Genomic DNA, 21,452 nt, shown 5'->3' on the forward strand with positions numbered 1-21,452 from the left:
ACAGGCAGACTGTCCTGAAAACGTAGTTCAGGACAGCCCCCTCTTCAGAATTCAGATTGAATCCTATAATGTTCTCATAGCTGCTTCTACAACATGACCAACCAGTACAGAAGTTGTAACGCTTCCAACTCCGCCAGGAACTGGTGTAATGGCATCTACGATTGGCTCTACTGCTGCATAATCAACATCTCCGCATAATTTACCTTCTGCATTTACATTGATTCCTACGTCGATGACTGTCTGTCCTTCTTTCACATACTCAGCACCTACCACGCCTGCACGTCCTGCTGCTACGATAATGATATCTGCTTCACGTGCTACTGATGGCATATCCACAGTCTTAGTATGGCAAATGGTAACAGTTGCATTCTTCTTTACCAGCATCATAGCTGCCGGTTTACCAACTACCAGGCTTCGTCCGATGACAACCGCTTTTTTACCTGTACAGTCGATCTGATAATGATCCAGTATCTCCATACAAGCCTGTGGAGTACATGGAGGGAAACCAATCTTCTTTCCGGTAAATACACCTGACATAGACAGGTCTGTCATACAGTCTACGTCTTTTTCAGGAGCCAGTGCATTCTCGATCACTGCCTGATTCAGATGTTTTGGTAACGGACGGAATAATAATACGCCATGAATATGAGAATCTTTGTTTACTTTATCAATGGTTGCAAGCAGATCTTCCTGTGTAACATCTTCCGGAAGAAGGATTTTTTCACATGCAACACCAAGAGTTTCACAACGCTTTGTTGCACCCTTTTCATAAGAAATATCACTTGGATTTTCACCTACACGGATGATGCAAAGAGTAGGATTCACACCCTTTTCCTGGCATGCTGCCACATTTGCTTTGATTCTTTCGTTTAATGCTGCGGTAACTTCCTTACCTAATAACTGTTTTGCCATAATAGCTCCTTTCATACCTTTCCTATGTAATTTTATAACTGTCCCGTATCTCCACACAGATATACAATTATTTTAAACGGCCTAACACACTGTCAAAGATCTGATCTGCCTTCACGGTATATTCTTCCAGCATCTTGTCGCACTTTTCATTTAACTGTGCTGCCAGTTCTTTGTCTGCCATGGATTTGGTATTGATATATACATTCAGGCTGGCACCTTTTAATGCAGCCTTTGCAAAAGCTACACCAACACCTGCATCACTGATCGCAAGCGTAGATCCCTTTGCGGCAAATTCTGCTATGATATCAATGGCTTCACAGCATTTTTCCATAATCTCCATCGGAACGGAGCAGGCATCTTTTAATACGATTGCCATTACACGTGCTTTTTCAGCCTTTTCTTCCTCTGTCTCTCTTGGCATGCCATAAGCCTTTGAAAGTGGCTCAAATACTTCTGCATCTCTTTCGATCAGACGAAGGAAATCCTTCTGAAGTTGGTCGCATTTACCCTTCAGCTCCCACATTTCTTCTTCTACTTCTGCGTATTTTTTCTTGCCAACTGTCAGGCTGCCAACCATGTTGCCAAGGGCTGTACCAATTGCGCCAACCAGTGCAGATGCTCCACCACCGCCCGGAACCGGTGCTTTTGATGCTAATACTTCCACAAATTCATTGCATGGTACTGTAGAAAATCCCATAATTCATCCTCCATTTACTGCATTTTTTTTAATGTGGTAATACTTATATCTCCTACAACTGCCAGATCATATGTCTCAAATGACAGTGGGAAATTATCTGAAAATAATATCTGTGATGACGGTGGAAACTCATCATCACCAGCCCAGAGAATAAATCTTACAAAATGACCGTTGATAAACTCAATCTCATAAGATACATCTCCGTAAGTCAGCTTCTTCGCACCCAGGCGTTCCATAATATCTGAGAACTTATCCAGCTTAAATCCAAAACCGTAGGCAAGACGCATCAGGCATCTGCCCTGGAACTGCTGAAAATACAGGTCACCGCTTGGGAGTTCACGATAAGTCAGAAACTTACCGGTTGAGTCAGACTGTACTCCGTTCAGAAGATAACGGATAGCAAATATCTTTGCATCTACGGCATCTTCCATAATTGCAAACACATCTTCTGTCTTATCCAGACAGGTTACATTGCACTCCGGCCAACTGATCTCATATGTTCTCTGCAGCATTCTCATGGTAAAGCACTTGCGTCCTGTATCATAAGGAATGCCGGTACGAACAGATGCTGCTTCCGGATCCATTGCCTGAAACTGTTCCAGATACTGACCGAAAGGCACCTCTTCAATACTATTCTTCGCATAATCTAAATTCATTTTTTACCTCATTTACTCTTTTTGTCCATTTTATCACAAAACACCAGTATAAAGCAACAGGATGTCAGACATTTATCTGACATCCTGCAGGAAATCATTCATAATCATTCTGTACTATTTACAGTCCGCACTTATATTCCTTTCGGTTCTTCTGCTGATTTTACCAGACACTTATACAATGCTTGGGAATAATGCAGAATCTGTGTGTGGCAGGAAACATGCTCCTACGAACTCATCCATATAGGCATTGATATTACTCAGTTCGATATAAGTCATGTTCTGAGCAATCTCATAAACCTTGCGCTCTGCCTCATTGGAATACAGCATTGCATATGCTCCAACCAGAGATGAGTTACCGATGTATTCATACAGTTCCAGCGGAACATCCGGGAACATACCGATACGGATGGCATTCTGCATATTAATACCACTTCCGATACCGCCTGCGACATAGACATGTTCAATCATAGAAACATCAAAATCGCAGTAGGACAGCATGGTACGGATGGCAGAGAAAATAGCACCCTTTGCACGAATAAAGCTGTCAATATCTACCTCGGTAATCTCAACATCTTTCACAGAACCTGCTTCTTCCTGGAATGCAATTACATAAGAGCCCATACCATGTTCATCATGACGAACTCTCTTGCCTTCTCGTATGAATTTCCCCTTCGGGCTGATGATCTTACAGCGGAACAATTCTGCAATAATATCAATAATACCAGATCCACAGATACCTACCGGCTTTGTACCAGGATCCCCCACTACAGAATAGGTTGGTTCCATGGTTTCTTCATCAATGGTGCATGCCTCAATTGCTCCATCTGTTGCACGCATACCGCAGCTGATATCTCCACCTTCAAAGGCCGGACCTGCGGAACAGGCGCAGCTGAACATGAAGTCAGAATTTCCAAATACAATTTCTCCGTTTGTTCCCAAGTCGATGAACAGAGAAAATTCTGGCTTGTTCCATACCATACTGACAAATGCACCTGCAGTGATATCACCACCTACATAACTTCCGATATTAGGTGCCAGAATAATATGCGCGTCCTGATTTACATTGATGCCAATATTATAAGCATAAACAGAATTTGTCTTAAAAAACGATGGTACAAATGGTTCCATACGTACCGGATCTGCAAATACACCTAACAGCAGATGATTCATGGTTGTGTTGGACGCAATACACAAACGATAAATCTGTGAATGATCCAAATGCGCCTGTCGGCACATGGTATCAATCAAAGGATTAATGGTCTCATCTATTACTGCTTTCTGCAATTTTTCGCGTCCGCCAGGCTTTTCGGATTCAATGATACGGTTAATAACATCCGCACCATAACGAATCTGTCCATTTCCGGCAGATCCTTTGGCAAGGATCTCGCCTGTCAGCATATCGATAATAATTGCAGAGACAGTTGTAGTACCTATATCTACAGCCATACCACCTACAATTACATTTTTTTCCTTTTCAAATACGTCATAGACAAACAGGTCTTTCGCAGTCTCACGCAATACAACCTGAATCTCAAATTGACTCTTCCGCAATACAAAGGCAAGTTTATTCAGGGCTGTATAGGATATTCGAATAACATTTACTCCCGTTTGTGCACGAAGTGCACGGGTGAAACGTTCGTTATCTGGCATGGTATCATCCAGTGTCGGTTCGTTCATTTGCAAAGTAATAACTTTCATGTCATTTTTCAGTGCAATTCCTGCCTGTAAAACCTGTTCTTTTAAGTCATCAAATATTTTTATTTCGTCCGGAGAACTTAAATCAGCCACTTTCATACGGCTCTTATATGCAGAGGCGATATCCGGAACCATTACCTCTACATCTGCACATACCTTACTACAGCAGGCCAACCTCCAACCACCTGCATATTCCTCATCAGAGATATGATGAGTTTTCTTTGAATCCAGTTCGCCGCCAAGAAGACGTACCTTGCATTTTCCGCAGGCTGCATTTCCGTTACATGGGGCATCGATAGCTACGTTTGTTTTTCTCGCTACCTCAAGAAGGTTTTCACCAAGAGCAGCGAAGACGATAACGTCTTCGCTGTTCTCAAACTTAAATGTAACCTTATACATTTATTAGATCTCCAGATAAGAATCTGCGTACAGAGTGTTTCCTCTGAATACATCACAGGACTTAATGGTTTCCATCAGTCTCAGGTCGTTAGGGTTAACGATTGCAGAAGTCAGACCCTGCATCATAGCCATAGCTACCAGAGCGGAGTCCATAATTGGACGGATTGTCTTTGGCATACCATTACTGTTGTTTGACAGACCACCTGTAGAGTTCAGACCCATATCAGACAGCATCTTGATGAATTCCAGAACCTGCATCTGTTTGTCCTGCATTCCCTTTACAACCAGGAATAACGGGTCAAACCACATATCTTCTGCTTCCATTCCATGCTCCATACCTCTTTCCAGAAGCATCTGGCAGTATCCCATACGTTCATCATTGTCTTTTGCAATACCTTCTGCATTACACAGAGCGATACAGATTGCATCATTAGCTGCTGCAAGGTCAAGGTATTCAATACGGCTTCCTGCATCTGCGGAGTTTACAATTGGTTTTCCTTTTTCACGGTTGTATACAGAAATACCAGCTTCGATTGCAGCCATATTCGCTGTATCCAGTGCCAGAGGAACATTATCAAAGTGGCTCTGAAGTAACTGAACTGCCCACTTCATCAGATCTGGACCGTAACCTTCTGCAGGTCCGATGTTGACATCCAGATAAACTGCTCCAGCATCCAGCTGCTGTTTTGCTCTTTTCAGGATTGGTTCTTCGTCTCTTTCCAGAAAAGCTTTGTTTACAGCAGGAGCTGTAGTAGAAAGTCTTTCACCGATTGTAATAAATTTTGCCATTTTTGTAGCCTCCTTATAGTTTAATTTTTAATAACTATTGCTATTCACTGCTCAAATGTCAAATACTCTTATGCTTCTCCGTTAGCCTGCATGTCTTTCAGGAATTTAACCAGTTCAACTGCTTCTCTAGGAGCAATGATAACTTCCCATCCTGGCAGTTTTGCTTCGATCTCACCCTTCAGTACTGCAACTTTTCCTGGGATGATCAGCTTACGATTCTTGATCTTGCCTTCGATATCAGCTTCTTTCCAGAATTTTTCGATGGAAGAAGAAGACAGTTTTCCAGCTGCCCATGCGGTCAGTACAGAAAGTCCGCCTGCATCACTGATGATCAGGTTTACAGGTACTCCTGAACGTTCCAGTTCTCCGGATACCAGGAAGTATGTAAGAGCGAAGTCAACTGTAGTCAGGCAGATAGAGTTCTCATCTGCACCGTTCAGAGCGTAGATACCTGGTTCTACACGCATTGGCTTCTGAGGGTCTGTGAAGATGTTCTGACGCAGACCGTACAGAGGCAGTGCTTCAGAATAAGTAATCTCCTGCATAACAACGATAGAACCGTATTTGATTGTAAATACAGCAGCAAGAGCAGCCTGCAGATGCAGATCATCTTTTGCTACTTTTACAAGGTTTACGATAGATGGGTAACCACATGTTCTGTCGCCATCTTTGATTGCAGCTTTACGAAGCTGTACAGTATTTGCAAATGTTTCTTTTACAGTAGCGCCTGTGGTATCGATTACCAGGTTCTTGTTTCCAAGTCCTTCAAGTGCTTTTACTGTGTCATAAATTTCGTTCATATCAGCCCCGCTGACACCAAGAACAACGCCTGCTTCTGTAGCAACAGCGCTCATATCAGCGTAGTTGGCTGGTGTAGCACCATTCAGAACTGGTTTGCTGTCTTTACATACAGCCAGAGCAGCTTTTGCTACTTCTACATCTGTACATCCCAGTACCAGAGTTCTGCCAAGTGCAGCAGCTTTCTTTACAAGTTCTACATAATCATAAGAACCTTCTGCAGAGTAATTTACATAAATCAGTTCTGCATACATTCTCTCACCGATACGGTCATAATCAACCTTCGGAACTTCTGCAAGTTTTGCTTCAATGGTAGCTTCATCCATGCAGTTGCAAAGAGAATCTGCATATCTTGTTTTGTTAACGAATGTTTTTTCATGACGTTCCATAACGGTCTCTCCGCCGAGAACCATTTCTTCTGCGCCAGTACCGATTTTGATGCTCTTCATTGGAGGTGCTGTAGCTTCTGATAACTGAGCCTTTGCATCCTCTGAGAAGTAAGGGCAAGCACTGATATCAGCTGCACCCTGAGCAACTTTCATACAGAAAGCCATACATGTAGGGCTTCCACATTCTTTACAGTTTTTCTTTGGTGATAATTTAAAAATATCAAGACCTTTTAATGCCATTGTCTTTTATCCTCCTTAAACAGTGATTAAACTAATTCTTTGATCAGTTTGGAAACAGTTGCTACGGATACAGGATGTTTTAAGATTACGGCATCAGAACCACAAGCTAAATCTGCTGCTGCAGTTTCAACTTCCATATCGATACCACGTCTTTCCTGATCGCCCCATTCTGGTGTATCTGCTTCTGCCTGTGTTGCTTCTTTTGTAGACCATGTCTCAGATGCAACTGGAGTGATGATAGGCATCTGAAGCTGTGCATCGTTCTGAGACAGAGCTGCAGATTTAACACGCTGCATGGTGGATGCAACATATTCATATCCGTATCCGGCTGCTGCTGTACCTACATTCATAACAACAGATTCCGGTTTTACACCTAACTGACTTAATAATACGTTTAACTGTTTTGCGAGGTTAATATCAACAGAAGATTCAGCACCAACTACCTGATTGTAAGCAAGGCCTGCTGCTGCACCAACTGTTTTGTAGTTTTCTTCTTTTGCTGCCAGAATCAGAGCATTCTTTCCCTGAACAGCTTCAGCTGCTTTACCAAGAAGCTCAGCATCTCTTTCAGCATTTTTGCTTCCGCAGATAACCAGTGGAAGGTCTACTGCTTCCGCAACTTCTTTTACCATAGCGATCAGTTCGTCTGTAGATTTGTTAGCGCCGTTAGGGTCGCCACCTTCCAGACGGAAGCTTAAAAAATCAACACCTTCAAAAGAAGCTGCTTTCTTTGCGATTTCTCCAATTGTAGAACATCCTTCGTAATACTTCTGAATGCATTCCGGTTCATGTTCCATACCAAAGTCTGTAATTTCAATACCTACTTTTGGAGCATTTGCAAATGGAGCATCGAAGCTCTGTAATGGAAGTGCATTTTCGCCACCAAGTGTGATTGCTTTGTCACCTGTTCCAATTGTAACAGTTTTAATGCTGGCATTAAATTTTCCTGATTTTGCTGTGAACGGCATTTTTCAATTTCCTCCTTCAGTTTTCAACCGCCACAAACTGACCGCATATTGTTCTTATGCAGTCAGTTTGTGTCTATTTTAACAATAATTCTTCCTTATTATATACATATTTTCCCAGAAAATCAAGCATTTGTGCTACTTGCATTTCGATTTATGATTTTTGTATAAGAATCAAATGCAAGTAGCATCCTTTTCCGCAATATATGCCTGTTTTCCTTTGTGGAAAATATAGAAATTACATCATTGGTTCCATGGTAAGAGCCGGATGTCCCTTTTCTTCCAGGAATGCCAGTAATGTTTCAGGATCTTCTGCAACTGTTTCATCACCGATCATATCTGTGAAGTTTTCAATTCCATAAAGTTCCTTAGCAGTCTCATTCAGTCTTTCTGCTACTGTTTCTTTCAGTTCTTTTGGCATCCATACGATTCTTGCCACACCGCCTTCAGCCTTCATGAACTTCTTGGAAGCGATGAAATGTTTACCATGTCCCATGAAACCAGGTGTCTGAACACCACCACCTGTCATAGAAGCAAGTTCGGAGAATGTCATACCAATTGGTGTCATACCAGCGTATTCACGGTTGGCAATACATACACCATTGGAAAGTGGTTCAATACCACAAATACATTCGAAGCATCCACAGGATGTCATAGGTTTTTCAATGATAGAGTACAGTGATACATCTTCCAGAGCGCCCTGGGAGAATTTACGAACTGCTTCATTAACATCTTCGTATTCACCGATTCTTTCGTCGATAACTTTTTCTTTTGTGATGATCTGGCATGGTCCCTGAGGATCCAACTCGTTTGTTGCTTTTGCATCCAGCCATGAAACAGCACCGCAAAGTCCAAGACGTTCTGGTGTAACTACACATACGTGGCTTGGAGAGAATGCCTGGCACATGATACAGCTGTAATATACATCTACGGATTCATCTGTCATAGATGTCAGTCTTTCATCACGTTTATCGAATACAGGGATTGCAAGGTTGTGACGCAGTTCTGTACATTTTTCAGCATCTGTGTATACCTTAACCTGACATTTATCAACTACTGCAGCAAATTCGTTCTTAACCTTTGCGTAAAGAACTTCACCGATATGTTTTGCTCTGAAGCCTGCATTGAAAGTATCTTTGCTGATACGGATACGGATCATATCACGCTGTCCTGTATGCATAAGACCTTCTACGCAGTTCAGATAAGAGTGGAATTTACGCTCGAATACAGATTCGAAGTCTGTCTGCATGCTCTTTCCTGCTACTTCTACTACATAACCGATAGAGTGCTTGCTTCCTACTTCAAATGTATCGATATCAGGTCCGATGACTTCGATCTTATGGTCTTCGATCTCAGATGCTTCTTTGGTCTGAACAAGTTCGAAACAGTCAACACGGGAGCCATCGAATTCAACCTGCATATCACCACGACGGATGATTTCACCTTCAAATGCAGAAGCAAATGCTACAGGGATGTCGATATTTGTGATCTTGATCTTGATGTCTCTTGCTTCCAGAGATGTTGCATTGAATTTGCTGATATCTTCCTGAACGATCAGGCTCTTTGGTACACGGCCGTTTACAGCATCTACTGTAGGCTGGTCGTTTGTGATTACAGGGAAACCAAGAGCGATTGCGCCTGCACCACAAGCTACGATTACTTCATTCAGTGGAGCGAATGCATTTACGAATGCAGGTACACGTTCCATTGTGTACTTCATCAGTCCTGCAGCATCTCCTGGCTGGATGTTACCGAAGATCAGAGCTGCTCTGATAGCTACAGATACAACATGGATAACAGATGTAACATCTTTTCCAAGAGGGATGACACGAACGTTAGCGCCTGTCTTATATCCGAGTTCTTCACACTGATCAATGATTCCACCAACCAGAGTTACCAGAATACCCTGTGCCTGATAAGATTTTACAAGATCTACACCTTCCTGAGCAGTTGGAGCTGCGCCAAGAATAACTGCAACACCTGGGATATCTCCGGTTACAAGTGGTACACCAAGTTCACGGATCACAGCATCAGCAAGATGTCCGTAGCAAGGAGCTTCATATGGTTTTGCTCCATCCATATATTTCAGTGTTTCAATAAATTCTGCACAAAGAGCAGTAGCTACACCAGACATGAATACATCATTCAGTCTTTTTTCTCTTGTCATTAATGTCTTTACGACACCAAGAGCAGCTTTCATTTCTCCAAGATTTCCTACCTTTGTACCTGTTACAGCATAGTAGCATGGAAGGCTGTAAGCAGTATCAGGAAGTGCAACGGCCTTATCAGCACCGTTTGCAGCAATCGCATCATCGATTGCTTTCTCTGTCATTCCAAAGACAGCGTCATTTCCAGCAAATACAACATCAAATAATGTCATTATTTTATCCTCCTAAATCATTTTGTGGATCGTGCATCCATTTTTTCTTTAATCGCCCGTATTTCATCTACAGCAGTCTTGCTGAAATCATACGGGGAACTACCCTTTCGATCCGCATCAATCACTTCTTTGTTATAGTGAATAAATCCAAGCAAGTCTTCTTCTGGTATCTGACTTCTGATGAATTCTTCATCTTCTTCGTCCCTGACTTTGTTTGCGACTACATTGACCTGTTTTACACCCAGCTCATTAGCCAGACGTTTTACATTACGGTATGTCTGAATACTTCTTGCACCAGGCTCAATAACAACAACAAACTGATCCATTCCTTCGGTAGTACCACGTCCCAGATGCTCCAGGCCTGCTTCCATATCCAGAATGACTACATCATCGCTTCGCAATACGAGATGATTGATGATTCTTTTCAGGATCACATGTTCCGGGCAGACACATCCGCTGTTGGCGGTATCTACAGTTCCCAGAACCAGAAGCTTAACGCCATTACATGTTTTTGCAAACTTATCCGGAATATCACTTACCATTGGATTTAATTTATAGAATTTATTGTCGTCAGATGCTCCGGTACGTTCCTGTACCAGTTTTCGCATTTTAGTAATGGGTACGATCTGATCGATTTCCTCCTGTGAAAAGCCAAGAGCCAGACCGAGGTTTGCATCCGGATCTACGTCCGCTGTCAACACCTGTTTTCCTTCATCTGCATACAAACGTGCAAGCGTTGCAGCAAATGTTGTTTTTCCGACTCCGCCTTTACCAGTTACAGCTATTTTCATTGTATTTCATCCACCTTTATTTTCAGTCATTGTTTCGATCTTTAGGGCAGTGCTCCGCTTTTCATGAAACGAAGCACCTGTCCATATGAATGTCCCGAGAAATTAAATTCCGAGGGCAGCACGTTTTTCTTCGATTCTTTCGATCATCAGATCTCCCAGTTTGTCCAGATCTTTTTCTACTGTGTAAGCAGCTTCTACCCAGTCTCTTACGCCGTTAGTAAGCAGTTCGCACATCTGATCAGAACCAGATACATAAGGATCAACACCAAGGAATGTATCAAGACCTGTAGCCACTACATAGTTTCCGATAGATACAGCTTTTTCAGACATCCATTCAGGAGCACATCCAACTACAGGAAGCTGAGAAATGTTCAGCCCTGAATCCTTGGACAACTCTGCTGCAAGCATCAGCATACGGCTGATATCTACACAGGATCCCATGTGAAGTACTGGAGGGATGTCTGCCAGTTCACAGACTCTCTTCAGACCCGCACCGCAAAGATCTTTTGCAGCCTTGTCCATCAGACCAGCTTTTGCAGCAGCCTGTGCGGAACATCCGGAAGCAATGATTACGATATCATTTGCAATCATTTTCTTCATCAGTTCTACATGCAGGTAGTCCGGTCTGATCTTAGGATTGTTACATCCAACCATAGCAACTGCACCACGAATGACACCAGATGTAATACACTGAAGTAATGGTTTTGTTGTACCAGTTTCATCTACCTGTGAGTTAGTAACACCATCCAGAGTCTTAACGATTGCTTCCAGAGAGTAACCAACAGTAGCTTTCTGTTTGGTATCTGGGATGTAAACCAGGTCTGGATTTCTGTTTTCAAAGTTATCAATTGCCATCTTAACGATTGCTTTTGCATTTTCACCAGCTGTAGCAGCATCAAATCTGACAAAATCAGAATCCGGCATCTGGCAGATCGGAGATGTGGTCACAAACTTGGTATGGAAGCATTTGCTCAGAGGGCCTAATGCAGGGAAGATACACTGAACGTCTACAACGATCGCTTCACAGGCACCTGTCAGAACAACGTTTTCCTGCTGCAGGAAGTTACCAGCCATTGGAATACCACGACGCATTGCAACTTCATTAGATGTACAACATACACCGGATACGGTGATGCCTTTTGCACCTTTGGATTTTGCGTATGCAATCATTTCTGGATCATCTGCATATTCACAAATCAGTTCGGAAAGGCTTGGGTCATGTCCGTGAACAACGATGTTTACGTTTTCAGCTACCATTACACCCAAGTTTGCTTCTGTTTCAATTGGAGTAGGTGTACCAAACAATACGTCAGAGAATTCAGTACCTGTCATAGATCCGCCCCATCCATCAGAAAGGCCTGTACGGAATGACTGACGTACCAGTGCTTCTGGTTTAGATGTGTTACCCATATGTGTCATATGCATTGCTGTAGCGATTTCACGGTCAACTGCACGTGGAGTGATCTCTGCTTTTTTCCAAAGTTCACGTGTATGTTCCGGAGCTCTGCTTGTAAAGTTCTGATATCCTTCAATTTTACCATATTCTCCCAAAGCAACATATGCTACTTCATGAGCCAGATCATAGATATCTTTTCCTTCTGTCTCAATATTCCATTCTTTAGCAATACGGATCAGTTTCTCAGGATCTTTTACTTTGTATGGTCCTTCTGGTTTTGCCTGATACAGGGTATGTGCAATTTCACGTCCGTGGTCAGAGTGAGCAGCACAACCACCAGCTGTAAATCTGAGGAAGTTACGTCCTACAATACCGTGAGCATCGCAACCGCAGATTCCACGTGGAGCCTTTGGTGTAATACGACATGGTCCCATAGAACAGATACGGCAACATACACCCTGTTCACCAAACTTACAGTGTGGAGTCTGGTTCTTTACTCTGAGCTGCCATGAGTCTGCGCCAACCTTTGCGCCAGTCTCGAGAAGTCGATTGGTAATCGCTTCGTTTTCTTCAATTGTGGTTAACTTAAAATCTCCCATATTTACCTCCTTATATTTTTTTGGTAGATTTTTAGAGCTTTAATTTATCTATGATATCATGAAGAGCCAGCTTCACAGGTGAATCAGCCGGAAGCTCTACTGTTGGCTTTCCTTCACAATCATATTCGTATACTTCGGTGCTGTGTGGAACTACTCCGATCAGTTCCAGTCCCTGGTTTCTGATCTCTTCCATAGTTCCCTCACTCACCTTTCCATCCGGAGCTCGATTGATAATCAGACCTACGGTATCCGGATTTAATCCACATTCCTTTGCCAGTGCGGCAATTCTACCTACAGCCTGTACTCCTCTTCTGGAGCAGTCACTGACCAGAAGTAAAATGTTTACTTTAGGAAGAATGCCACGGCTGATGTGTTCCATACCTGCTTCATTATCTACTACAACATATGGATAATTTGGTGTAAGCTTCTGAAGCTGTGTCTGCAGCAATCCATTAACGAAACAATAGCATCCTTTACCCTGGGTTCTTCCCATAACGAGCATATCGAAATCATCATCTTCAACCAGACATCGGTTAAACATAATCTCCATATAATCGGACTTTGACATACTTGCAGGAATCGGATTCTCTTTGCTTGTCTCTGCTCTGGCCACCTCTTCTCTGATCTCGCCCAGTGTCATATCTACTTCCACACCAAGCACTTCATTCAGATTGGAATTGGCATCGGCATCTACTGCTAATACAGGACGTCTGCCTGTCTCGCATAAATACTGGATCAAAAGACCACATAATGTTGTCTTGCCAACCCCTCCTTTTCCTGCAACTGCTATTGTAACTGACATATTCGTATCTCCTTAGATGTATTTCTTTAAAATTTATAGTCGGATCATCTGTTCTTAGCAGTTAATCTCAACTCTTCCACCGGTCAGATCTGCCATGGCAATGGTTCCTTCTACGGTCTTCTGTTCTCCCATGACATCTGTCAGTGTAATCTGGTTTCCGTTTACTTCAATTTTGCTGACATACTGCAAAACGATGCTGTCAGGCTGATTGATATTTACTACTGTTGCCAGACACATATCTATCGCCTCCTGATTCTTATTCTTTCACCAGTGACAACGCAAGGCTTAAATAAAGATTGCCCTTCTGGAACTCGTCCACTGCCTTGCGAATCTGTTCTGCCGCATTGGCATGTCCATCAGCTGCCAGCTTCTGTGCCATCTGATCCAGTTCTGCCGCGTGATGTGTGTTATGATCTAACATGTACTGCAGAAGTGCTTCATTCTGGTTCGCCGGTGCTGCCTGGCTTTCATGGCTGTGGCAGTGTCCTTCCTGTCCATGACAGTGTCCTTCATGGCTGTGACAATGTCCTTCACTTCCGTGGCAATGCACAGTTTCTCCTGTCTGCGTATGTTCGTGATGATGATCATCTTCATGTCCGTGTTCATGACTGTGTACATGATTGTGTTCATACGTATGCGTATGCATATGCTCATGTTCATGTGCGTGACCACAGATGTTTCCGTTTTCATCTTTTACGATATGCATGGATGTTACGCCCCCCTCCTACTTTTTGTTAAGAATTTGACAGGCATATATCTTAGCACCTATCCTTTTGTTAGTATAGCATACTGTTAAATAAATCTCAATAAATGAAATTCGTAATTTTGAAAAAACTGCTAAAATACAGGCTTTCCGGATTGTACTTTTTCAAGAACAAAACACCTATCATCACTTTTGCGGAAAACAGACTGCATTTTTACTACAATTAATCTATATATTTTGCGAATGTTTTTGGGAATATATTACAAAAAAGCATCGTACCTGCCTTAAATAGGTAAGCACAATGCCTTTTTATATAAGCTATATGAGATTAGATCTCTGCCAGTTTCAAAAGATCCGGTACTTTGGATTCCCATCCGAGTGCCATAATATGTACACCCTGGCAATAAGGCTTACATTCTTTAATAATACGTGCTGCAATTTCAACACCGGTAATACCTGCCTTGGTCTTTTCCTTGTCTCTTGCAAGTTCTTCAATCATATCATCCGGCACATGGATACCAGCTACATTCTTATTCATGAATTTTGCCATTCCTGCTGACTTCGGAATTACGATACCAAGCTGAACAGGTTTGCCAAACTGGCTTGCTTTTTCCATGAATTTGATGAATTTTTCAGGTTCGTAAACAGCCTGTGTCTGGAAATAGTCAGCGCCTGCCATTACTTTACGTTCCATCTTTGCAAGCTGTGCATCTACAGAATCACTGCAAGGAGATACAACAGCGCCTTTTGCGAACTTAGGTGGTTCACCGACCAGTTCATTGCCGCCCAGGTCGTATCCTGATTCCAACTGTTTTACAGTATGAAGTAAAGATACAGAGTCCAGATCGAATACTGGTTTTGCCTGTGGATGGTCACCCATTTTGGTATGGTCACCTGTCAGGCAGAGAATATTATCAATTCCCAGCATAGCTGCGCTTAAGAGATCGGACTGCAGAGCAATACGGTTTCTGTCACGACATGTTAACTGAAAAATAGGTGTCAAACCTTCATCCTTTAATGCTTTACAGGTTGCAAGCGAACCAAGACGCATAACGGATGACTGGTTATCTGTTACATTAACAGCGGTAATGCCGCTTAAATATGTTTTTGCTTCTTCCAGTAAACCTTCAATGTGAATTCCCTTTGGCGGTCCTACTTCTGCGGATACTACAAATTCACCTTGTTTAAATAACTCAGTAATTTTCATTTTACATTGCTCCAATCATTTATAAATTTAGGATTATCCTATTTTGACACTTCATCATCTGTTGCATAATTACGAACCTGTACCGGGCACTTCAGCACATCCAGGCGTCCAATTTGAGCCAGACGTCTGTAAATGCGTTCCCAGCCGCATTCCATGTTGCTGTCCACTTCGCATTTACCATTCTTGGATCCACCGCACTGTCCGTTAACCAGACTCTTGGAGCAGGCTGTAATCGGGCAGATACCGCCAGTTAAATTCAGGTAACATTCGCCGCACTGTTTGCAGTCGTATTCCAGTGGAGTAACTCCCTGGAATCCAGGCAGTGGATAGGTATCACATGCTGCGCAGACTTTTTTATCTTCCAGATATTCAGAAACAGTCTGAACACCAACACCACAGGAGCAAACCAGAACCACGTCTGCGTCTTTGATCTCTCCCATGTGTTTTTCCAGGCGTAATTTCATATTCTCCGGATTGCAGATATAATCTTTTGTCATAATGCCAGTTACATTTCCAGCCTCAGCCAGTTCCTTTTCAAACTCAACAGCTTCTTTTTCAGGGAAATGTACTTCCTTACATCCATGGCAGTTAATAATGAAAACTTTCTTTCCTTCTACCAGAGATGCGATAGTCTCTTTGGATTTTAATTCAGTAATTAACATCTTACTTCATCCCCCTTACTACCGCTTTACCGGCTTTAATCTTAGATACAATTGGGATCTTGGAAGAACAGATGTATTCGCAGCAGCGGCATTCTACGCAGTCCATAACATGTTTGTCTTTCATTCCCTGCCAGTTCTCTTCGTCTGCATATTTTGCAAAATACAGAGGAGAAAGTTCCATTGGGCAGACATCTACACAACGTCCACATTTGATACAGGATACTGCCTCTGTCTGATCCGGTTCAATTGCAATAATACCATTAGATCCCTTCATAATCGGCACATTGGTATCCGGGATTACAAATCCCATCATAGGACCGCCTGCTTTGAACATAACGTCATCATCTGTTACGCCGCCACAGTAATCAATCAGATCTTTGGTATTGGTACCAATCTTCACAATGTAGTTTCCTGGTTTTTTCAGCTTTTCACCCGTAACAGTTACCACACGTTCTACCAGTGGCATTCCTTTCTGAATAGCATCAGAAATAGCCTTTGTAGTACTGATATTGCCAACTACACATCCTACATCTGCCGGAAGTCCGCCGCTTGGAACCTGTCTCTTCATGACACGTTTGATCAGCATCTTTTCAGCACCCTGCGGGTATTTTGTCTTAGCCACAACTACATCAATGTTATCAATGTCTGCAACCTTGGACTGCATCAGTTCAATCGCATCCGGCTTGTTATCTTCAATAACAATCAGACCCTTTTCTGCATTGACAGTCTTAATCATGGCTTTCAGGCCGAAAATAACGTCATCTGCATATTCCAGAAGTACTCTGTGGTCTGCAGTCAGAAGAGGTTCACATTCACAGCCGTTCAGAAGAATGGTGTCGATTGGTTTTGGTGGTTTCAGCTTGACTGAAGTAGGGAATCCCGCGCCACCCATACCTACAATACCGGCATTCTTGATAATATCCACGATCTCATCCGGTGTAAGGCTGTCAAGATCTTTGTTCGGTTTTACTGACTCATGCAGAGTATTTTTGCCATCAGATTTGATGACTACAGATAAGCATTCACCTCTGGTAGCATGCTTATGGTTTTCGATAGCAGTAACCGTTCCGCTGACACTGGAGTGAACCGGTGCGCTGATGAAACCTGCTGCTTCACCAATTACCTGTCCAACTTTTACTGTATCACCAACCTGAACTACAGGATTCGCCGGAGCACCTGCATGCATGGATAATGGAATTACTACAGTATCCGGATCCGGGAATTTCACCAGTGGAAGATGTTCTGTGAATTCCTTGCGCTCGCATGGATGAACACCACCATAGTATCCTTCCAGTCTGTTCTCGCGGATAGACTTCACATATTCATTCACAAATTTAAAGTTTACTTTGGAGTAGTCTCTTACCTGTACAGGCTGGCTTAAGAATTCTTCCAGACGTCCCTGTTTTGCCAGTCTCTGGTAAATCTTTTCCCATGCACAGTCCTTGTTAGGATCTACTTCACATTTTCCGTTCTTAGCGCCGCCACACTGTCCATTTACAAGGCTCTTGGAACAGTCAACGATCGGACAGACACCACCTGTGATATTCAGATAACACTGAGCACATGCATCACAGCTCTTCTTCGTCAAAGCCATTCCGTGATGTCCTCTGTAATTTAATGAATTGCTGGCTGCTATTACAGGTCTTCCTGCCAGTTCCGCAACAGTCTGAATACCAAGACCACAGGAGATCACTACGATATTCTCTGCACCTTCCGGAATCATATCTGGCAAGTCTTTTTCTGTGTGCGTTTTATTACATAAAAAATCAACCTTTGTACTGCCTACGACATGCTTACCCTGTTCTTCTGCGAACTTGATAAATTCATCGCAATCCGGCTCGTCAACGGTCTCAAATTCTTTGAAGCACTTGTTACAGGCAATGACAAACAGATTATCCTTCTCAGCCAGCAGGGAAGCCAGTTCGTCCGCGCTTTTTAACTTATACTTAGTATAGTTTTCCAATTGCTCACCTTCCTTATCGTTTGATTTGCAGTTCTTATAATATCTGTATTTCTGTCCTTCCATCCTCTGCACAGGAAAGACAGAATACATGTATTTTACGTCTGCAATTGATACGTTTTAAGTATAACACTTTACGTTCATATAATCTAGTCTAAACAATTATTTAACAAGAGGTTTCTTTTGTACTTTTTTCAGAACATCAGCCTTCATTGTGGCCGATATATCGACATGTCCCATGTCTGTCTGAAGAACTTTAGAAGACATCCCTGCAGCGTCCATATAGGAACAATATGTATGCCTGCAGTCAAGTTCCACTTCAGCATGAAATTTCCGTTCCATCTTTCAACAACCGAATCATCATTCTACATATTTTGTGATGACAGATATTAAAATCTCCATATCAATCGGCTTTGCCACATGATCATCCATCCCAGCATTCAAAGCAGCCTGTACATCCTCTGCAAATGTATTTGCTGTCATTGCAATTATAGGAATTTTCTTTCCGTCCGGACGGTCCGGCAGATTTCTGATAGCTTTTGTCGTTTCATACCCATTCATTTCCGGCATCATAATATCCATCAAAATCAGATCAAAAGTCCCCGGAGCTGTATTGCAAAACTGTGCCAGGGCAGATTTACCATCGGCAGTCCTGGTTACAATCATCCCTTGTTCTTCCAATAAAGCTACTGCTATCTCTGCATTTAAATCATTGTCCTCTGCCAAGAGAACATGCAAACCATGTAAATCCATATCTTTCCTTAACTTTTCTTTCTCTTCAGTTTGTACATGTTCTGCTAGAAGCAATGGGATTTCTACTGTAAATGTTGAGCCAATGCCCTGCTTGCTGCTGACCTCAATTTTTCCACCCATAAGATCAACATATTTTTTAGCAATGGCCATTCCCAGTCCGGTTCCCTTATAACTGGTTCTTGCCCCATTATTTTCTTGACTGAACTCATCAAATATTCTGGACTGGAACTCCTCACTCATACCAATTCCAGTATCTGATATACGATAGCGTACAATCATATGGTGCTCATCATTGCCCGGACAGTTTTCTGCAAAAAATGAAATGGTACCTCCGTCTTTTGTAAATTTAACTGCATTGCTGATGATGTTGAGCAATACTTCCCTGATTCTGAGTTCATCTGCCATCACATAAGGAGTTTTTAGTTCTTCTCTTGAAACATAAAAATTAAGGTCACGATTTTCCATATATCCCCTTGCAATCGACGAAACAGTATTTATTATATCCCTGAGATCTACCGGTACTGGTTTATATTCCAGTTTACCACTTTCAATGCGGCTGATATCCAACACATCGTTAATCAGTGTCATCAGGTATTCTGAACTCTGCCTGATCTTTTTCAGACAATCCTCTACTTCTTTGTCCGGATTCCTCTTCATGGCAATATCTGTAAATCCAACAATTGCATTCATTGGTGTCCTGATATCATGGGACATATGGTTCAGGAACGTTGTTTTTGCAATATTCGCCGCATTTGCATCCTGTGCTTCTTTCAATGCTTCCATCTGTTTTTTCCTGCTTACCGAAAGGGAATAAACCAGAAGAAGCAGTACAAAAATAATCACAGCTGAAACCACAATAGCCAAGCCTGCATGCTCCGCAAGGACATCCTGCAAGCTCATTTTCTTTTCCGAAACAGAATTCTGTGCAAGGACAACGCCATTTAAAATATTGGATGACTGCTCAATTGCTTTATTGATAATGGTAGCTGCTCTTCTGTTTTCTCTCGTCGTGAACATCGCTAATTCCTGCCGTTTTGCCATTTCTGCAAATGACAGGCTTTTGGTCAGTGGACTTTCATTAAGAAGATTGATCTTTGAGGATGGAATCACAGTTGCTCCTGCTTTTCCATTTGCCACTGCCTCCAAGCATTCTTCCTGTGTATCATATAGTTTGATCTCTGCATCCGGAAAAAGAAGGGACACCATCAATTCCGAATACAATGAAGTCTCTGTCGCTGCGATCGTAGAGATACTGCTGTTATATTCATTTCCTTTGTAAATAACAACTGGCGTAATATCAAAGATTGCATCCGTCAAAACCACCTGAAACTGTTCCTGTGTATAAAAATCCTGAATGATAGGACCGGCAATATCTATTTCGCCAGATTGCAATGCCTCATTCATCTCTTCGCCCGTGGAACAGGGAACGACCTTGATCGTGATTTCATATTTTTTCTGAACCGTATCCAAAACAGTTCCAAGGATTCCTGTCAGTTTCCCATTTTCTTCACCACAAAAAGGAAGATTATCCTGTAGATATCCCACACAAATTGTATTTTCATGTGCATCCAGCCATTGTTTTTCTTCCTTATTGAGTGCATAATTTATGACCGCTTTTCCTTCATAACTGGCATACAGCTTACTGCTGTAGTCCGTTTCTGTATTGTTGATTTCTTCCAGGGCAGAATTTAATTCCTTTAACAGATCCGGTCTGGATTTTGATACACCGAAATAACCGTCACCTACACCGATATTAGCAATGGCAATAAAATCGCTGTTGACAGACAGTGCAGGAATCACAAGTGCATCCAGTTCATCTACATCCAGTTTTTCTACCATTTCATCATAATCTTTGCAGGCAATAACCTCTGCCTGGATCTGATTGTTGTCCAGCCATTTTTCCAGAAGTTCTTTCTGATGGCTTCCATCTGCAACACCGATACGACAGCCATTCATCTGCTTCAGATCACCATCCGCAAGATCCGCATGATTCTCCCTGGTATAGATCCTATATCTTTCTGTTCCCTCGGCATAGGTTGAAAAATCGATAGATTCTGCTCTTTCCGGTGTATAACTGATACTTCCAAGTATATCTATTTCTCCATCTTCCAGCATATCCAGGCACTCTTTAAATGAACCATAAACATATTCATACTTCCAGCCGGTTATATAAGAAATTTTCTGGAGATACTCATAGCCTGCCCCCTGCTTATGTTCCCCTGAACTTCCTTCCTGAAAATTGGCATATGGGAAATAGCCGACTCTCACGATTTTATTTTCTTCCTCCATTGCCTGAGTTGTTTTCCCATCACTTTTTATTTCCGACGCATAAGCAGAAACCGGTACAAAGAGTAACATGATAAGTAATAAAATGCTCAAACATAATCCTTTTTTCTTATCTGTTTTTCCTATCTGTTTTTCTATCTTTCTGTTCATTCTCGTCCTCTTTTTATTATCCATTCATGTTTGACATCTGGATATCCATACGTATCAAATCAGATCTTTCTATAAAAAGCAAAAGATGTTCTTTATCCAGTTTTCATCTTTCGCAGAATAGCCATTCCAATGATTACTGTTACCGAAGCTATAAGTGCAATAACATAACCCGGCAGATCTTGCAGCCTATACACTTCCTCTGCATCTATATTGCTCATCTACC

The 21,452-nt window shown here is 42.2% G+C and carries 18 protein-coding genes; all 18 read right to left on the reverse strand.

Features of this window, described 5'->3' with window-relative positions; genetic code table 11:
• Nucleotides 1-63 precede the first annotated feature (63 nt).
• Complete coding sequence (locus H8716_RS04320) at nt 64-912, reverse strand: bifunctional 5,10-methylenetetrahydrofolate dehydrogenase/5,10-methenyltetrahydrofolate cyclohydrolase (RefSeq protein ID WP_249307294.1); 849 nt, start codon at nt 910-912, stop codon at nt 64-66.
• 67 nt (nt 913-979) lie between these two features.
• A complete protein-coding gene (locus tag H8716_RS04325) occupies nt 980-1,609 on the reverse strand; it encodes a cyclodeaminase/cyclohydrolase family protein (RefSeq protein ID WP_249307295.1) in 630 nt (209 codons plus the stop codon).
• 14 nt (nt 1,610-1,623) lie between these two features.
• Nucleotides 1,624-2,265 carry a DUF3786 domain-containing protein gene (locus H8716_RS04330; RefSeq protein ID WP_249307296.1) on the reverse strand — a complete coding sequence of 214 codons (642 nt, stop codon included), beginning with the start codon at nt 2,263-2,265 and terminating at the stop codon, nt 1,624-1,626.
• A 171-nt stretch (nt 2,266-2,436) separates the two neighbouring features.
• Nucleotides 2,437-4,359 carry a corrinoid activation/regeneration protein AcsV gene (acsV, locus tag H8716_RS04335; protein ID WP_249307297.1) on the reverse strand — a complete coding sequence of 641 codons (1,923 nt, stop codon included), beginning with the start codon at nt 4,357-4,359 and terminating at the stop codon, nt 2,437-2,439.
• 3 nt (nt 4,360-4,362) lie between these two features.
• A complete protein-coding gene (gene acsE, locus H8716_RS04340) occupies nt 4,363-5,148 on the reverse strand; it encodes a carbon monoxide dehydrogenase/acetyl-CoA synthase methytransferase subunit (protein ID WP_249307298.1) in 786 nt (261 codons plus the stop codon).
• Nucleotides 5,149-5,216: 68 nt separating this feature from the next.
• Nucleotides 5,217-6,575 carry an acetyl-CoA decarbonylase/synthase complex subunit gamma gene (acsC, locus tag H8716_RS04345; RefSeq protein WP_249307299.1) on the reverse strand — a complete coding sequence of 453 codons (1,359 nt, stop codon included), beginning with the start codon at nt 6,573-6,575 and terminating at the stop codon, nt 5,217-5,219.
• A 26-nt stretch (nt 6,576-6,601) separates the two neighbouring features.
• Entirely contained in the window at nt 6,602-7,543 is a 942-nt protein-coding gene (gene acsD / locus H8716_RS04350; protein WP_249307300.1) for an acetyl-CoA decarbonylase/synthase complex subunit delta, read from the reverse strand.
• A gap of 235 nt (nt 7,544-7,778) precedes the next feature.
• Nucleotides 7,779-9,920, reverse strand: coding sequence for an acetyl-CoA decarbonylase/synthase complex subunit alpha/beta (gene acsB, locus H8716_RS04355; RefSeq protein ID WP_249307301.1), 2,142 nt, complete (start codon nt 9,918-9,920; stop codon nt 7,779-7,781).
• Nucleotides 9,921-9,937: 17 nt separating this feature from the next.
• Nucleotides 9,938-10,711: an ATP-binding protein gene (locus H8716_RS04360; protein ID WP_249307302.1), complete on the reverse strand. Its 774-nt coding sequence runs from the start codon at nt 10,709-10,711 to the stop codon at nt 9,938-9,940.
• 102 nt (nt 10,712-10,813) lie between these two features.
• Nucleotides 10,814-12,706, reverse strand: coding sequence for an anaerobic carbon-monoxide dehydrogenase catalytic subunit (gene cooS / locus H8716_RS04365; protein WP_249307303.1), 1,893 nt, complete (start codon nt 12,704-12,706; stop codon nt 10,814-10,816).
• 31 nt (nt 12,707-12,737) lie between these two features.
• Entirely contained in the window at nt 12,738-13,508 is a 771-nt protein-coding gene (locus H8716_RS04370; RefSeq protein ID WP_249307304.1) for an ATP-binding protein, read from the reverse strand.
• A 54-nt stretch (nt 13,509-13,562) separates the two neighbouring features.
• Nucleotides 13,563-13,745 carry a CooT family nickel-binding protein gene (locus tag H8716_RS04375; RefSeq protein ID WP_249307305.1) on the reverse strand — a complete coding sequence of 61 codons (183 nt, stop codon included), beginning with the start codon at nt 13,743-13,745 and terminating at the stop codon, nt 13,563-13,565.
• Between the two features lie 19 nt (nt 13,746-13,764).
• Nucleotides 13,765-14,214, reverse strand: coding sequence for a cobalt transporter (locus tag H8716_RS04380; RefSeq protein ID WP_249307306.1), 450 nt, complete (start codon nt 14,212-14,214; stop codon nt 13,765-13,767).
• A gap of 325 nt (nt 14,215-14,539) precedes the next feature.
• Nucleotides 14,540-15,418: a methylenetetrahydrofolate reductase gene (locus H8716_RS04385; protein WP_249307307.1), complete on the reverse strand. Its 879-nt coding sequence runs from the start codon at nt 15,416-15,418 to the stop codon at nt 14,540-14,542.
• Nucleotides 15,419-15,456: 38 nt separating this feature from the next.
• Nucleotides 15,457-16,080, reverse strand: coding sequence for a methylenetetrahydrofolate reductase C-terminal domain-containing protein (locus H8716_RS04390; protein ID WP_249307308.1), 624 nt, complete (start codon nt 16,078-16,080; stop codon nt 15,457-15,459).
• Nucleotide 16,081: 1 nt separating this feature from the next.
• Entirely contained in the window at nt 16,082-18,043 is a 1,962-nt protein-coding gene (gene rsxC, locus H8716_RS04395) for an electron transport complex subunit RsxC (protein ID WP_249307309.1), read from the reverse strand.
• Nucleotides 18,044-18,400: 357 nt separating this feature from the next.
• Nucleotides 18,401-21,229, reverse strand: coding sequence for an ATP-binding protein (locus H8716_RS04400; protein ID WP_249307310.1), 2,829 nt, complete (start codon nt 21,227-21,229; stop codon nt 18,401-18,403).
• 92 nt (nt 21,230-21,321) lie between these two features.
• On the reverse strand, nt 21,322-21,447 hold the full coding sequence (locus H8716_RS17570; protein WP_283242960.1) for a hypothetical protein: 126 nt from the start codon (nt 21,445-21,447) through the stop codon (nt 21,322-21,324).
• Between the last annotated feature and the right edge of the window lie 5 nt (nt 21,448-21,452).

It is taken from the genome of Jingyaoa shaoxingensis (assembly GCF_014385005.1).
In the GTDB taxonomy this organism is placed as follows: domain Bacteria; phylum Bacillota; class Clostridia; order Lachnospirales; family Lachnospiraceae; genus Marvinbryantia; species Marvinbryantia shaoxingensis.

Excerpts from the sequence above, each read along its gene's own strand:
- H8716_RS04320 (WP_249307294.1), bottom strand. The coding sequence starts at position 912 with ATGGCAAAACAGTTATTAGGTAAGGAAGTTACCGCAGCATTAAACGAA.
- H8716_RS04325 (WP_249307295.1), bottom strand. The coding sequence starts at position 1,609 with ATGGGATTTTCTACAGTACCATGCAATGAATTTGTGGAAGTATTAGCA.
- H8716_RS04330 (WP_249307296.1), bottom strand. The coding sequence starts at position 2,265 with ATGAATTTAGATTATGCGAAGAATAGTATTGAAGAGGTGCCTTTCGGT.
- acsV (WP_249307297.1), bottom strand. The coding sequence starts at position 4,359 with ATGTATAAGGTTACATTTAAGTTTGAGAACAGCGAAGACGTTATCGTC.
- acsE (WP_249307298.1), bottom strand. The coding sequence starts at position 5,148 with ATGGCAAAATTTATTACAATCGGTGAAAGACTTTCTACTACAGCTCCT.
- acsC (WP_249307299.1), bottom strand. The coding sequence starts at position 6,575 with ATGGCATTAAAAGGTCTTGATATTTTTAAATTATCACCAAAGAAAAAC.
- acsD (WP_249307300.1), bottom strand. The coding sequence starts at position 7,543 with ATGCCGTTCACAGCAAAATCAGGAAAATTTAATGCCAGCATTAAAACT.
- acsB (WP_249307301.1), bottom strand. The coding sequence starts at position 9,920 with ATGACATTATTTGATGTTGTATTTGCTGGAAATGACGCTGTCTTTGGA.
- H8716_RS04360 (WP_249307302.1), bottom strand. The coding sequence starts at position 10,711 with ATGAAAATAGCTGTAACTGGTAAAGGCGGAGTCGGAAAAACAACATTT.
- cooS (WP_249307303.1), bottom strand. The coding sequence starts at position 12,706 with ATGGGAGATTTTAAGTTAACCACAATTGAAGAAAACGAAGCGATTACC.
- H8716_RS04370 (WP_249307304.1), bottom strand. The coding sequence starts at position 13,508 with ATGTCAGTTACAATAGCAGTTGCAGGAAAAGGAGGGGTTGGCAAGACA.
- H8716_RS04375 (WP_249307305.1), bottom strand. The coding sequence starts at position 13,745 with ATGTGTCTGGCAACAGTAGTAAATATCAATCAGCCTGACAGCATCGTT.
- H8716_RS04380 (WP_249307306.1), bottom strand. The coding sequence starts at position 14,214 with ATGCATATCGTAAAAGATGAAAACGGAAACATCTGTGGTCACGCACAT.
- H8716_RS04385 (WP_249307307.1), bottom strand. The coding sequence starts at position 15,418 with ATGAAAATTACTGAGTTATTTAAACAAGGTGAATTTGTAGTATCCGCA.
- H8716_RS04390 (WP_249307308.1), bottom strand. The coding sequence starts at position 16,080 with ATGTTAATTACTGAATTAAAATCCAAAGAGACTATCGCATCTCTGGTA.
- H8716_RS04400 (WP_249307310.1), bottom strand. The coding sequence starts at position 21,229 with ATGAACAGAAAGATAGAAAAACAGATAGGAAAAACAGATAAGAAAAAA.
- H8716_RS17570 (WP_283242960.1), bottom strand. The coding sequence starts at position 21,447 with ATGAGCAATATAGATGCAGAGGAAGTGTATAGGCTGCAAGATCTGCCG.